12 protein-coding genes and 1 pseudogene are annotated in these 13,948 nt (G+C 70.3%); 4 read left to right on the forward strand and 9 right to left on the reverse strand.

What is annotated here, in order from left to right; all coding sequences use genetic code 11:
- Positions 1-20 precede the first annotated feature (20 nt).
- The 4 genes from AB0P41_RS30580 to AB0P41_RS30595 form a co-directional block, all read right to left on the reverse strand.
- Entirely contained in the window at positions 21-2,186 is a 2,166-nt protein-coding gene (locus tag AB0P41_RS30580; protein WP_356715711.1) for a catalase, read from the reverse strand.
- A gap of 227 nt (positions 2,187-2,413) precedes the next feature.
- Positions 2,414-4,444: a CocE/NonD family hydrolase gene (locus AB0P41_RS30585; RefSeq protein ID WP_356715661.1), complete on the reverse strand. Its 2,031-nt coding sequence runs from the start codon at positions 4,442-4,444 to the stop codon at positions 2,414-2,416.
- Between the two features lie 39 nt (positions 4,445-4,483).
- Entirely contained in the window at positions 4,484-5,800 is a 1,317-nt protein-coding gene (locus AB0P41_RS30590; protein WP_365935351.1) for an ATP-grasp domain-containing protein, read from the reverse strand.
- A 111-nt stretch (positions 5,801-5,911) separates the two neighbouring features.
- Positions 5,912-6,538, reverse strand: coding sequence for an alpha-ketoglutarate-dependent dioxygenase AlkB (locus AB0P41_RS30595; RefSeq protein ID WP_365935352.1), 627 nt, complete (start codon positions 6,536-6,538; stop codon positions 5,912-5,914).
- Between the two features lie 327 nt (positions 6,539-6,865).
- Here AB0P41_RS30595 and AB0P41_RS30600 point away from each other — a divergent pair, with 327 nt between their 5' ends.
- From AB0P41_RS30600 to AB0P41_RS30615, 4 genes are all read left to right on the forward strand, one after another.
- Positions 6,866-7,327: a DUF5709 domain-containing protein gene (locus AB0P41_RS30600; RefSeq protein WP_365935353.1), complete on the forward strand. Its 462-nt coding sequence runs from the start codon at positions 6,866-6,868 to the stop codon at positions 7,325-7,327.
- A 111-nt stretch (positions 7,328-7,438) separates the two neighbouring features.
- A complete protein-coding gene (locus AB0P41_RS30605) occupies positions 7,439-8,005 on the forward strand; it encodes a type 1 glutamine amidotransferase domain-containing protein (RefSeq protein WP_365935355.1) in 567 nt (188 codons plus the stop codon).
- Positions 8,006-8,100: 95 nt separating this feature from the next.
- Positions 8,101-8,820, forward strand: coding sequence for a DinB family protein (locus AB0P41_RS30610; RefSeq protein ID WP_365935357.1), 720 nt, complete (start codon positions 8,101-8,103; stop codon positions 8,818-8,820).
- 54 nt (positions 8,821-8,874) lie between these two features.
- Positions 8,875-9,231 carry a nuclear transport factor 2 family protein gene (locus AB0P41_RS30615; RefSeq protein ID WP_365935360.1) on the forward strand — a complete coding sequence of 119 codons (357 nt, stop codon included), beginning with the start codon at positions 8,875-8,877 and terminating at the stop codon, positions 9,229-9,231.
- A gap of 34 nt (positions 9,232-9,265) precedes the next feature.
- Here AB0P41_RS30615 and AB0P41_RS30620 read toward each other — a convergent pair whose 3' ends face one another.
- From AB0P41_RS30620 to AB0P41_RS30640, 5 genes and pseudogenes are all read right to left on the reverse strand, one after another.
- Positions 9,266-9,802 (reverse strand): GNAT family N-acetyltransferase, encoded by a 537-nt coding sequence (locus AB0P41_RS30620; RefSeq protein WP_365935362.1) that lies wholly within the window; start codon positions 9,800-9,802, stop codon positions 9,266-9,268.
- A gap of 158 nt (positions 9,803-9,960) precedes the next feature.
- Entirely contained in the window at positions 9,961-11,241 is a 1,281-nt protein-coding gene (gene dacB / locus AB0P41_RS30625; protein ID WP_356715645.1) for a D-alanyl-D-alanine carboxypeptidase/D-alanyl-D-alanine-endopeptidase, read from the reverse strand.
- A gap of 379 nt (positions 11,242-11,620) precedes the next feature.
- A complete protein-coding gene (locus AB0P41_RS30630) occupies positions 11,621-12,064 on the reverse strand; it encodes a nuclear transport factor 2 family protein (RefSeq protein WP_356715643.1) in 444 nt (147 codons plus the stop codon).
- 262 nt (positions 12,065-12,326) lie between these two features.
- Positions 12,327-12,440 (reverse strand): annotated as a pseudogene (locus AB0P41_RS30635) (MerR family transcriptional regulator); the annotation flags it as partial.
- 27 nt (positions 12,441-12,467) lie between these two features.
- Entirely contained in the window at positions 12,468-13,919 is a 1,452-nt protein-coding gene (locus AB0P41_RS30640) for an amidase (RefSeq protein WP_365935364.1), read from the reverse strand.
- Positions 13,920-13,948: the final 29 nt, after the last annotated feature.

Consider the following 13,948-nt stretch of genomic DNA (forward strand, 5'->3'; position numbering starts at 1 on the left):
GGTGTTCGTGCTGTGCCGGGTCAGACCGTGGAGGGGAAGCGGTCCCAGACGCGGTGCTTGCCGAGGAGCTGCTTGACCTCCTCCAGCACCTCTTCGCCGGTGCCGGCGACGACCACACCCGGCGCGTCCGCGGTCACGCCCGCGGAGACGAGGACCGCGTCCCCGCCCGCCCATGTCCCGATCGCCTTGGCATGCCGGTACGCCTCGTTCAGCAGCAGGAGCACCCGGGGATCGACGGCGGTGCCGGCCGCGCCCGCCTTGGCGTCCCGCGCGCCGATCGCGTCGGCTCCCGTTCCGGGGGCACCGGCGAGCAGGACGGCGTCGAACTCGATGGAACGGGCGGTGGCGTAGGTGCGCTGGACGGTGACCGGGTCGCCGTCCGCGTCGAGGACTCCCCCGGCGGGCGCGATGACCAGCGGCACCATGCCGGCGGCCTGGACGGCGGCGCGTACCGACCGGACACCGTCGAGGTCGGCGTCCTTGTCGGCGACGATGCCGATGATCCGGCCGTCGAGCGGCCAGACCTGCCCGACCTGCGACAGGGCCGGGCTGGGCTCCGGGTTCGCGAGGGGGCCGTCGGCCTCCGGCGCCGGGAGTCCCAGCCCGGCGGCGACCTGCTCGCACAGCTCCGTGTCGATCCGGGCGAGCACCTTCAGTCCGCGCTCCTTGACCGCCTGCTCGTAGCACTTGCCCAGCTCGAAGGTGTACGCGGCGATGATGTGCTCACGCTCCACCGGAGTCATGCTGAGCCAGAAGAGGCGAGGCTGGCTGAAGTGGTCGTCGAACGACTCGGGGGCCTCGCGTACCTTCCGGCTCGCGGCGACCTCGGCCGGCACCTCGACGAACGCCCCGGTGTCGGCACCCGCCAGGAACGGGCAGCCGCCGTCCAGGGAGTTGGGCCGGTACGGCGCGACGCCCCGGTGGACCGCCGTCTGGTGCATGCCGTCGCGCAGCATGTCGTTGACCGGGGCGTGGGTCCGGTTGATGGGCAGCTGCGGGAAGTTGGGGCCGCCGAGCCGGGTGAGCTGGGTGTCGACGTAGCTGAACAGGCGGCCCTGGAGCAGCGGGTCGTTGGTGAGGTCGATGCCCGGCACCATGTTGCCGACGTGGAAGGCGACCTGTTCCGTCTCGGCGAAGTAGTTCGACGGGTTGGCGTCGAGCGTCATCAGGCCGATCGGCTGTACCGGTGCGAGCTCCTCCGGCACGATCTTGGTCGGGTCCAGCAGATCGATCCCCTGGAACATCTGCTCGGGGTTGTCCGGGAAGGTCTGGATGCCCAGCTCCCACTGGGGGTAGGCACCGGCCTCGATGGCGTCGGCGAGGTCCCTGCGGTGGAAGTCCGGGTCCACACCGCCGGTGATCTGGGCCTCCTCCCAGACCTGGGAGTGGACACCGAGCTTGGGCTTCCAGTGGAACTTCACCAGCGTGGAGGCTCCCGCGGCGTCGACGAGCCGGAAGGTGTGGACGCCGAAGCCCTCCATCGTGCGGTACGAGCGCGGGATTCCGCGGTCGGACATGTTCCACAGCGTGTGGTGCGTGGCCTCCGAGTGCAGGGTCACGAAGTCCCAGAACGTGTCGTGGGCACTCTGCGCCTGCGGGATCTCCCGGTCCGGGTGCGGCTTCCCGGCGTGGATGATGTCGGGGAACTTGATGGCGTCCTGGATGAAGAAGACCGGGATGTTGTTCCCGACCAGGTCGAAGACGCCCTCCTCCGTGTAGAACTTGGTGGCGAAGCCGCGGGTGTCGCGCGCGGTGTCGGCCGATCCGCGTGAGCCGAGCACGGTGGAGAACCGGACGAAGACCGGTGTCTCCACGTCCTTCGCCAGGAAGGCCGCCTTGGAGATCTTCGACGCCGACCCGTACCCGCGGAACACGCCGTGGGCCGCGGCGCCGCGCGCGTGCACCACACGCTCCGGGATGCGTTCGTGGTCGAAGTGGGTGATCTTCTCCCGCAGGTGGTGGTCCTGGAGCAGGACCGGGCCACGCGGGCCCGCCTTCAGGGAGTGGTCGGTGTCGTACAGCCGCGCCCCCTGCGCCGTCGTCAGGTAGGTGCCGCTCTGGGCGTTCCGCGCCTGATCGGCACCGGTGGGCTGACCCGTGGGGCTGACGGTCTCGGGGCCGTTCTGGTCGTCCTTGGGCGGCAGCGGCTCGCGCGGTTCGGTCGGCTCCTCCTTCGACGCGGGCATGCTGTTGGGGGCGCCCGGGATGGGCTGCTGTCCTGGTTTCGTCGTCACTTCTCGTCTCCTGACGTGTAGCTCGTCGCCGGACCGACGTGCGGTGGGTTCGACGCGCCGAGCCGCGTGGGCGTGCTTATACCTCCCGCCGCCGGACCCGCGTGCCACGCCGGGCGCCGGGCCGTCACTCCTTCGGCAGCGTCCTTAGGGCGTGGCAGCAGGTCCGCACAGTGGGTGGGTCAGACGTTCTGCCTGCTGATCCGTTCGTTCCACGTACGGGAGAAGACCCGACGCCCGTCCTCGTAACCGTCGAGCGTGGCGTCCACGTGGAAGGCCTCGTCGTCCGAGGTCAGGACGGTGCGTGTCTCGACCCGGACGTCCCAGCCGGCCCGGGCGAAGCGCATCTCCCAGGCCGACTCACCGCGCACCGACCCGAAGTCCTCGCCGACCCAGCTGTACTTCTCGCAGGCTCTCAGCCCGGTCTCGATCCCGTTCTCCTCGTACCGCTGGAGTCCGCGGTCCTTCACGATGTCCAGCACGGACCGGTAGTCCACCAGGTCCCTGGTCACGGTCCACGCCTGCTCCGGCTCGCTCAGCCGGGTGACCTCGGGGGGCGCGCAGCCCTCGGGCTCCCCGAAGGGGCGCAGGGCCTTGTCCTCCGGTACGTCGTCGGGGCGGACCGGCAGGGTGAGGGCGCTGCCCTTCTCGTACACGCTCAGCAAGGTGGGCCCGGGCGCCGGCCACACGAGCGGCCAGTACGAGGTGGACAGCGACAGCCGGATGCGGTGGCCGGGCGGGAATGCCTGCGCGACGCTGTGGAGCGGTACGCGGACGCGGTAGCGCCTGCCCGGTTCCAGGGGCTCGGAGAATTCCTCGCTGTCGCGGTGGGTCAGGTTGAGCACGCCGTACGTCACCCGGGTGGAGCGTCCGTCCGGGGCGACGTCGGACAGCCGGACGTTCAGCTGTGCGACCGGGGCGTCGGCCGAGACCTCGGCCACGACGACGGGGGCGCCGAGGATCTCGACGCGTGCGTCGAGCGGTGCGGTCTGGAAGACGAGCGAGCCGCCGTCCTCCTCGCGCTGGTCGTAGGGCAGGTCGGGCGGGGCGTTGTACGAGGCCCACTTGCCGGCGAACTGGCCGACGGACAGCGGTGACTGCACCGTGTGGACGCGGTCCTCCTGGTCCTCCAGGTCCTCCGGCTGCCCGAGCCCGCCGTTCCGCAGCGGGAGGACGGTCTCGCCGACGTTCGGCGAGGGCCAGGACGGCTCACCGACCCACCGGCCGGGGCGTTCCTCGTAGGAGGTCGAGGGCGGGACGCTCTCCTGCATCCAGGCCTGGAGCATGGGGCCGTCCATGACGCCGTTGTCGACGCCCTTGAGCCAGTGGTCCCACCAGCGCACGACCTCCTGCAGGTAGCCGATGGCGGGTCCCGGCTCGCCGAGGTGCGGAAGCTTGTGCGACCAGGGGCCGATGAGGCCCTTGCGCGGTACGTCGACGTGGCTCAGCAGGCGGGTCACGGCGTTGGAGTAGCCGTCCGCCCAGCCGCTGGAGGCGAGCACCGGGCAGCGCAGGGCCGAGTAGTCCTCGCTCAGGCTGGCGTGGCGCCAGTAGTCGTCCCGGTTCGGGTGGCGCAGCCACTCCAGGACCCAGGGGCGCGCGGCGTCGAGCCGCTCCCGCCACATCTCACGCCAGCGCTCCCCCACGACGGCGGGGTCGGGCGGGCATGTGGCGTACGCGAACATGGTCCCGGCCTCGGCCAGGTTGTCGGACAGCATCGCACCGCCGAGGTAGTGCATGTCGTCCGCGTACCGGTCGTCGGTGAACGACGCGATGCAGATGGCGCGCAGGCTCGGCGGCCTGCGTGCGGCTGTCTGGAGGGCGGCGAAGGCGCCCCAGGAGATGCCCATCATCCCGGTGTTCCCGTCGCACCAGGGCTGCTCGGCGATCCATGCGAGGACGGACTCGGCGTCGCTCTGCTCCTGCTCGAGGTACTCGTCCAGCAGCACCCCCTCCGACTCGCCCGTCCCTCTGAGGTCGACCCGCACACACGCGTATCCGTGGCCGGCGATGTACGGGTGGTGGATGGCGTCACGTGTGGAGGTGAGGTCGTTCTTGCGGTACGGGATGTACTCGAGGACGGCCGGCACGGGTTCCGCGTCCGACGCGGTGGGACGCCAGATCCGCGCGGAGAGCTCGACTCCGTCCGCCATGGGGATCGTGACGTGCTTCTCTTCCTGGATCGCGAAGGGCAACTGGCCGACGTGGCGCATACCGGTGCGACCTCCTTTCGTCGTGCTGGACCGGACGGGTCACCGGGTCTTCGTACCGCGGCTCCCCGGTTCCGTCTCGTCGAAGGTGAGGCCGAGGGCGGCCACGCACCGGTCGAACTTGCCGCGCAGGTCCTCCTCGTCGTCGCCCCCGGTGAAGATGTGTGCCACCTCGTAGCTGTAGCTGTCCTGCTGGGAGACCGTGGAGAGCTTCTGTCCCTCGTCGGGCACGACGTCGATGCGCACTCCGGGTATCTCGCGTTCGATGGCCGCGATGCGTTCCGGGGTGGGCACCTCGTGCACCTTCCCGTCGCCGAACCAGCGGTAGTACCACTTGGCGGCCATGGCGTAGGGGCCCAGGCCGCCGGGCAGCGAGGGGTCCCGGCCCAGGGCGAGGCTGATCATGCGGTGGTGGTTGGGCGCGCCGTCGACGTAGTCGAAGAGTTCGGCGTGGGACTGCGAGTGCCGGGGGTTGATCTCCAGCAGGCTGATGTCCTGGGTCTTCGGGTCGTAGAAGTACTCGATGCTGAAGGTGGCCGACTCCATGCCGATCTGCTCCATGGTCCGCTCGCTGACCTCGTGGAGCTTGTGGATCACCGGGGCGGGGAGCATGCTCGGGTACTGGTGGCGCAGGAAGCACGGGGAGGCCGGATAGTTGATCGAGTCGAGTACGCCGTAGACGGTCGCCCTGCCCTGGTGTACGTAGCCCTCGACGGCGACCTGGATCCCGGTCATCGACTCCTCGGCGAGGCAGACCTGGCCTCCCACGCCCTCCATCTCCGGGGGGAGGTCCAGCAGGTCGAGCACGGAGTCGAAGGGCCTGCCCACCCGGCCTATGCCCGCCCTGATCCTGTCGACGGCCGTCCGGAACTCCTCCATGTCCGAGACGCCGTACGCCAGCTCGGACGAGTAGGCGAGGGCCGGCTTGAGCCACATGGGGAAGTTCACGCCCTCGGGGGGCTTAGGGTCGTCCGCTTCGAGGTCCACCCGGCCGAAGCGCGGGTACGCGTCGATGACCTTCTGCTGTTCGAGCCGGCTCCAGTACTTGTGCTCGCACTTGACGACGGATTCGAGGCTCGTCGTCCGCACGCCGTACTCCTTGCCGAGCATCGGGACGAGGGTGCTCACCGGGAAGTCCCAGTACCCGACGATCGCGTCGATGCTGCCGTCGTGCGCGTCGAGCACAGCCCGGGCACGGTCCATCAGTGCGGGCACCGACACCTCGCCCTCCTGCAGTTCCCCGACGGTCAGCAGACGGTGGAACCGGTAGGAGTCGGCGTTCGGCACGGCCTCGAGCATCGGCAGATTCGCGTCGTCGAGGCCGACGACAAAGATGTGCTTGTGCTGCGCCTGCGGCATGTGGATGCCCCTTCGTCGGGAGTGCTCCTGTACACCGAGGCGCCTGCCCTCCACCGGCGGCGGCATGCAGGATCATTCTCCGGGGCATCCGCCCGGTCCTCCACCGGAGCGTCAGCGCACTCCGCGGGGGCGGTACTGGACGCTGATCCTCGGCCCGCGGGCGTGTGCGGTCTTCGGGACGGCGTGCTGCCAGGTGCGCTGGCAGGAGCCGCCCATGACGATGAGGTCGCCGTGGCCGAGCGGCCGGCGCACGGTGTCGCCGCCGCGGCAGGGACGCAGGAGCAGATCGCGCGGAGCGCCGAGGGAGAGGATCGCGACCATCGTGTCCTGGTGGGAGCCGCGTCCGGTGAGGTCGCCGTGCCAGGCGACGCTGTCGCGCCCGTCCCGGTAGTAGCAGAGCCCGGCCGTGGTGAACGGCTCGCCCAGCTCGTCACCGTAGTGGGAGGACAGCGCGTCGCGGGCATCGTCCAGCACGGGGTCCGGGAGGGCGTCCTCGGAGCGGTAGAAGGCGAGCAGCCGGGGCACGTCGACGGTGCGGTCGTACATCTGCCGGCGCTCGGCCCGCCAGGGCACGTTCTCCGCGAGCTCGGCGAAGAGCTCGTCGGCGCCGCTCAGCCAGCCGGGCAGCAGGTCGATCCACGCCCCGTCGCCCAGGACCGTCCTGCGCGCTCCGCCGAGGGGGCCCAGGTGCGGGCGGTCGGCCTGGTCGAACAGCGAACCCTGGAGATGAACGGACATAGGTCAAGCCTACCCGGTGATTAGAACGTGTGTTCCAGTCCGTGCATACGGGCATGCTCTCCGGGTCCCGGGGCCCGCGGCCCGCCCCGGTCGCAGCGGCCGGGGATCGGTCATAAGCTGCCGGGGCCGACGGGATACGGCCGCGACGGGCCTGACCAGCGGTTCCACCGCGCCCGGCAACCGGACCGCACACCCGGGAGGACAGGCGGCCACCCGGAAATCCGCAGCACTGACATGCGCGCGGGTGGGCAGGAGAGCGGCGACGCCGCACGACCTCCGTACGGTCGGCGGCGGCGTACGGCAGATCTCAAGGGAAGGAGCGCCCCCATGTCCGAACAAGGACGCGGTGACGACGTCTACCAGCCGGACGGTTCGGACGCGGACAACCGTCCGACGGACGACCTCGACCCGGAGAACGTGCTCGACGAACCCGACCTCGACGACACCCTGGACACGGGGTACTCCCCGCCGGAGAAGCCCCTGGGCGTGTCGAAGTACGGCACGACCGGCGAGGAGCAGAGGGAGGGCGAGTCCCTCGACCGCCGCCTGGCCCAGGAGGTACCGGAGGAAGACCCACTGCCGGTGGGCGGGGACGAAGGCGGGCCGGAGGACAACGGCCCGGAGGAGGACGACGCCGGGGCCGAGCGCGCCGGACGCGTCGCCGCCGCCGACGAGGACCCCGGACCCGCGCGCAACAACAGGGTGCTGGGCCGGGACGTCGGCATCGACGGGGGCGCGGCCTCCGCCGAGGAGGCGGCGGTCCACATCCAGGAGGACGACGGGACCTGAGCCGCGGACCGTGCGCCGCGGGCCCCCGGGCAGATGCTCCGGCGGGCCGTCCAGGGAACCTCACGACCGCGGGCCACAACCAGGTGGGCCGCGCAGGAAAGGTGACAACCGATGACCGACAACGGCAAGAAGCAGCGCAAGGTACTGGCCGTGGTCACCAACTACGGCGTGGAACAGGACGAGCTGGTGGTACCCGTCGACCAACTCCGCGGTGCGGGCGTCCAGGTAGACGTCGCGGCCGTGTCCACGGATGACATCCTCACGCTGGTCGGTGACAAGGACCCGGGGAAGAGCGTCCGTCCCGACCTCACGCTGGACGACGTCGACCCCACGGCGTACGACCTGCTGCTCATCCCGGGCGGCACCCTGAACGCCGACACGCTCCGCCTCCAGAGCGCCACCACCGGGATCGTCCGATCCTTCACGGAGTCCGGCCGCCCGGTCGCGGCCATCTGCCACGGTCCCTGGGCCGTGGTCGAGGCGGACGTCCTCACGGGCAAGCGGCTGACCTCCTACGCGTCGCTGCGGACCGACATCCGCAACGCGGGCGGCGAATGGACGGACGAGCCGGTGGTGACGGACGGTTCCGGCGGCTGGACACTGATCACCTCACGCAACCCGGGCGACCTGGAGCCCTTCGTGGGCGAGATCCGGACGGCCCTCGCGGCACGCCCCTGAGCGCGGGCGGGCAAACCGGTGGCGCCCCACGGGACGAGCCGTTAGCTTCCTCCTGAGCCCGGCGGACTGCGGGACATGACGACGAGGGGCCGGCCGTGGAGACCCAGGGCGCGCGGACCGACCGGCTGGGGCTGCTGCTCGCCCAGTTCGACCAGGCCAGGGAGATGGCCCAGGTGCGACTGACAGGGCTCGGTGACGAGGAGTACCTGTGGGAGCCGGTGGCCGGCTGCTGGTCGGTCCGGCGCCGGGGTGAGGCCACGACTCCTCTGGCGTACGGGCCGGGTGAGTGGGTGCTCGACAAGGGTGCCCCGGACATCCCGGCGAGCGAGTACGCCGAGGTCGCCCGGCAGGCCGCCGACGGCATGAGCGTCTCCAGGATCGCCGATGACTGGAGTGTGGGCGTCGAGCGGGTCGAGCAGGTCCTCGCGCACACCGGCACGCCGGAGCCCGACGAGGTGCCGGTCACCACCATCGCGTGGCGGCTCGGTCATCTGCACTCGTGCATGGCGGGCCAGTGGGAGTGGACCTTCGGCGCACGCCGCGAGGAGCCTGAGCTGCTGGTCGACTTCAGCCCGTCCGCAGGGCCGGCGCTGATGAGGTTCTGGGCACTGACCGACCGCTGGCGTGAGAGCGTGGCCGCCCTCACCGACGAGCAGCTCGACACGGTCGGACTCTCGCAGTACCCGTACGGTCCCGATCCCGGTGAACCCTTCGTCGGTGTACTGGCGGGAGCCAACCTCGAATTCATCCACCACATGGCCGAGATCGCGGTGCTCCGCGATCTCCACAGGGCGAGGTTCGCCGGCCCCGGGTAACCGGTCGGGCCGGAACGCCACTTGGCGGGAGCCCCGCCGCTAGGGTCGTGGTCCATGGACAACAGTGCGGTCACGGAACTGGTCGAGAAGTACATCGCGGTCTGGAACGAGTCGGACGACCGGGTGCGTCGGGCCATGCTCGACGAGGTCTTCACCCCGGACGGCGTCTACGTCGATCCGATGGTCGAAGCCGACGGCCCGGCGGCGCTCGACACGTACATCAGCGATTCGCGGAAGAACTTCGGCGGGATGCTCTTCACCCACGGCGCGGTGCTGACCCACCACGACGCCGTGCACTTCTCGTGGGAGGTCGGTCCCACGGGTGGCGCTCCGGCGGTGAGCGGTTACGACGTGGCGTTCTTCGAGGGCGGCCGCATCAGTCGTCTGTACGGCTTCTTCAACGGCTTCTGACGGACCCGGCCGGGGTGTCGGGAGGGCGACGCGCCTACACCTGCGTGCTTCCACCCGGTCCGGGAAGCAACGTCGGGGCTGGAGCGCTCAGGTCGCGTTCGAACCAGGTGCCCGGCTGACCGCCGATGTGGGCCGGGTCAGCGGGGCCGACGGGGACGAAGCCGGCTCTGGTCAGCACCTTCCGGGAGGCGGCGTTCTGATGCGTCGTGGCCGCCCGCACGGTGCGCAGTCCGTCGGCCGCCGCGAGACGGCACACTTCGCGCACGGTCGCGGTCGCCACGCCGCGGCCGGCGGCGTGCTGCGCGACCCGGTAGCCGAGCTCCGCGGTGTGGTCCTCGATGTCGACCAGGTTGAACCTGCCGATCACCGAGCCGTCCTCGGCGAGAAGCACGTGAAAGGCGCAGACTCCCGCCTCCTGCTCGGCCAGCAACGCGTGGTACCTGTCGGTGAACCGGGCGAAGAAGTCTTCGCCGCGGTCGGGGACCGCTGCCGCGAAGTAGGCGCGATTCGCCGACTCGAAGGCCAGGACCGCCGGGGCGTGGCTGACGTGCAGCCTTCTCAGCTCGGGCATCGCCCCACCCTACTCAGGTGGTTCGCCGGGGCCACCCGGTTCTACGCCTGCCGGGCACACACGGGAAGTGCCCTGCCGATCGCGTGTACCGGGAGCTTCAACAGCTCCCGCCACAACGGGTCGCAGGACACTCCCCCATGTGTCACCGGGTCATCGGATCAGGCCCAGCAGCCGTTCACGGTGGCGGCGAGTCCGTCCAGGGAGTCCTTGATGGCGGCGCCCTCCGCGGTGGAGTTGTTCTCGATGAAGGAGAAGATCTTCCAGCGGCCGTCCTTGCCCTGGGTGAGCCCGCTCAGCGCGGTGGCCCCCGTCAGGGTGCCGGTCTTGCCCTTGACCTGGCCCACGGCACACTCGGAGTTGGCGGTGTCGAACCGACCCCACTCGGGCCCGAGGGTGCTGCCCGCCTCACCGGCGACCGGCAGTCCTTCGGAGATGGACTTCAGCTTGGTGTGCCGGGGGTCGGTGGTGAGATCGAGGATCTCGGCGACGGTCTGGGCCGTGATGCGGTTGGAGCGGGACAGCCCGCTGCCGTCGTGGATCTCGAAGTTGGACACCGAGATCCCGTACCAGCCGGTGAGGACGTCGCGCACGGCCGCAGTGCCGCCCTCGTAGGTGGCCGCTCGGCCGGAGGCGAGCGCGGTCGCCCGCAGCAGCGTCTCGGCGATATCGTTGTCACTGGTCTTGAGCATCTGCTTGACGATCACGGACAGCTCCGCGGACCGGTGCTCCGCCACGGGGAAGTCCGTCGTGGCGGCCTGGCCGCGCGTCACGTCCCCCGTTACCCCGATGCCCTGGTCCGCGAGCTGCGCGGCGAAGACCTTCCCCGCGTCGATGGCGGTGTCCTGGACGAGCTTCCCGTCCACGACCAGGGAGCGCACGGGAGCGATCTGGTCGTCGTAGTAGCTGCTGTTCCAGCCCTCGGCGAGGGTCGGGTCGGCGAAGAGGCTGTCGTCGATCCGAACCTTCACCGTGTCCAGGCCCGCGTTCTTCAGACCCGCGGCCGCGCTCTTGGCGAGCTCCGTGAGATCGGCGGTCGTCAGAGTGCGGTCGCCCCCGCCGACCAGCGTGAGGGTGCCGTCGCCGTAGACCACCTTGGTGCTGAACGTGTGGTCGGGGCCGAGCAGGGTCAGGGCGCCGGTCGCGGTGGCGAGCTTGGTGTTGGACGCGGGCATCAGCGCGGTCTTCGCGTCGTGACCCCAGATCACCTCGTCCGACTCGGCGTCCAGCACCACTCCGCTGAAGGTGGCGCCGATGTTCTTGTCCTGGGACCGGGCGTCGAGGTTGTCGATGAGCTTCTGGTCGGTGGAGTCGAGTCTGCTGACGCTTTCCTTGCTCGCCGCCGGCTGGTCGGCGGCGAAGGCGGACTGACCGGCCATGACCGCGCCGGCGACCGGGGTGAGAACCGCGGCGACGAGCGCCCGGCGGACGGCTCTGTTCACGGGCTGGGCCTTTCGGTGACGGCCTCCGGTGGAGGATACGGGCGCGGCGGCAGAACTGGGTATCACAGGGACTCCACGTCACACACATGACGACTGGGGGCATGAGGACGCACATAAACCTAGTGGCAGTCACCCTGTTCACAAGGGCGGCACCGAGCCGCTCGCTGTGCAGATTCGGTGACGGTGTGGAGGCCGTTCCGGTGACGCTTCCGGTAGTCAGGATCAGCGCGGCGGTGCGGGAGTTGCGACTGCCGACGACCGTCCCGGTCGCGATGTCCGGGCGGGAGCGGTCCTCGGGCCACTCGACGGGCGTGCCCACCGGGAGCACCGGCGGGCACGGTGTCGAACGTGTGCCGGGCCGAGTGGCTCCGAGGTTCTTTCACGGGCCCTTCGCCTCGAATGCCTGGGCGACAGCCAGACTGTCCTCGTAGACATGGTGCCGGGTGACCAGGCCGTCTGCGACGGTGAGGTGCAGAGCGAACCTCGCCTTGTAGGCACGTCCGGTCGGCAGCGCGGTCTGCCGGATCTCGCCCAGCACGACCGCTTCGCTTCCGTCGATCAGGATGCGCTCGATCTCGGTCGCCCCATGCTCCGGCACGTGGTTCTCGGCAAGCTCGCGATAGTGGGCTGCCGCGTCGGCCCGGGTGGACCGGTGACGGATCCACGGCGTGGCAGCACGGCCGTGCTCGGCCTCCGGCCAGTCGAGCTTCCAGTCACCCTGCTCGGCATACATCTCGGCGATGCGCTCAGGATCGCCCTCGCCAATTCTGCGCAGCAACTCCTCGACGACGGTACGCGTGTTCGTGGGTGTGGCGATGGACATGGCCGGCCTCTCCGTCCTGGTCCGCGTCCTTCGACGCGGAGAGATCACCGACTCTGCCCGCTCAGGCGCGCCGAGACGATTACCTCGGACGTAAAGCAGGCGGATCAGGCAACGGCTTCCGCGTACAGGGGACGACAGGAGCGGGGGGTCTCGTGGTCGCGGCAGCCTTGAGTGTGACGGGAGAGTTCACTGCCGGATCACAGGCGGCAGGGTCTCGCCCTGGTGGTCCCTCCCGCGCGACGGACACCCCGTCACCCCGCGTCCGAACCCGCAGAGCGTCGACGGCCCAGGCGAACACCGGCCGAAGGCTCTCCGGACCCGGCCAGCCGTTGATCACAGCGAGCAGTGAGAGGTACCGCTCTCCGCGACGGTCGGATCGGCCTGGCGCGAAGCCGGTTCGACTTCAGCGCGCTGGGTGGGCCCCTGCCCATACCATGGGGATTCGGCCTGACCACGGACTCGCCTGTTCGAGTTGTCCGGCGAGGCGGAAGAGCCGGCCTTCGAGGCCGTATCCGGCGGCGAACTGCATACCGACCGGGAGCCCCGTCCCGGCGTCGGCCGTCACGGGTACGGACATGGCGGGCGTGCCTGCCACGTTGAACGGCATGGTGAACGGCGACAGGTCATTGATGCGCTCGATCCAGCCGAGGCCGTCCAGTGCCTCCGCACCCTCCGTATGAGTGCCCAGAGACACGGGAGGCTCCGGCAGGGTCGGCGTGAGGAGGATGTCGTACTCGTCGAAGTACCGCGCCAGGCTTCGGGCCACTCGGTTCCGCATCGCGAGAGCGGTGTGGAACTGCGCGCCGCCGACCTGCTGCCCGTAGTGGTAGCCGGCGAGCGTCGCCGGCTCAAGGGTCGAGGAGTCGACGGGACGGCCGAAGGCGGCGGCCAGCCCGTCGACCAGGGTGGTGAGGTTCACCGTCATGAGCCGAGCATTGGCCAGGACGAATTCCTCCCAGCCGGCGCCGAGGTCGACTTCCGCCTCTTTCACCTGGTGGCCGAGGAGTTCAAGCAACCGCACGGTGCGGGAGAGTGCGTCGGTCACCGGGGCGGCAGTGCGGCGTCCGCCCCATGCCTGGGCGAGGACACCGATGCGCAACGAGCCCGGATGACGGGTGACTTCTTCCGCGTACGGCCGTGGCGGCTGCTGGGCGAAGTAGGGGTCGCCCGGCTCCGGGCCGCGCATCTGGTCGAGCAGTACCGCGCTGTCGCGTACGGTGCGGCTGACGCTGCCGTGCACGGCCAGGCCGTTGAAGACCTCGTCGACGTCGGGCCCCATGGACACCCGGCCACGGGTGGGCTTGATCCCGAAGAGGCCGTTGCAGGCGGCGGGGATGCGGAGCGATCCGGCGGCGTCGGTGCCGTGGGCGACCGGGAGCACCCCGGCGGCGACAGCGGCAGCCGCGCCTCCACTGGATCCGCCCGCGCTGAGCTCCAGGTCCCACGGGTTACGGGTCGCGCCGTACAACGCCGATTCCGTGGAGATGCCGTAGGCCATCTCCGGTGTGGCGGTGCGCCCGAACGTCACGAGGCCCGCGCGCCGGAAGCGCTGCATCAGCGAGGAGTCCGCGCCGGCGACGTTACCGGCCGCCAAGCGGCTGCCCAGCTCCATCCGCCTCCCGGCCATGGCGACGGCGAGGTCTTTGATCAGAAAAGGGACGCCGGCCAGTGGTGCGCTACCCGGGACAGGTTCGTCGTCGGTCTGCCAGGTCTCCACGACGGCGTTGATCCGCGGATCAACTGCCCGTACAGCCTCGCGCGCGGCCGTCTCCAACTCGGCGGGGAGAACCTCACCCTTGGCCACCAGCTCCGCCAGACCGACCGCGTCGAAGCTCACGTACTCGGAAACCTTCACTGCCACTCCCCGACAAGATCAATACCGTT

Source organism: Streptomyces sp. NPDC079167 (genome assembly GCF_040686735.1).
GTDB lineage: Bacteria > Actinomycetota > Actinomycetes > Streptomycetales > Streptomycetaceae > Streptomyces.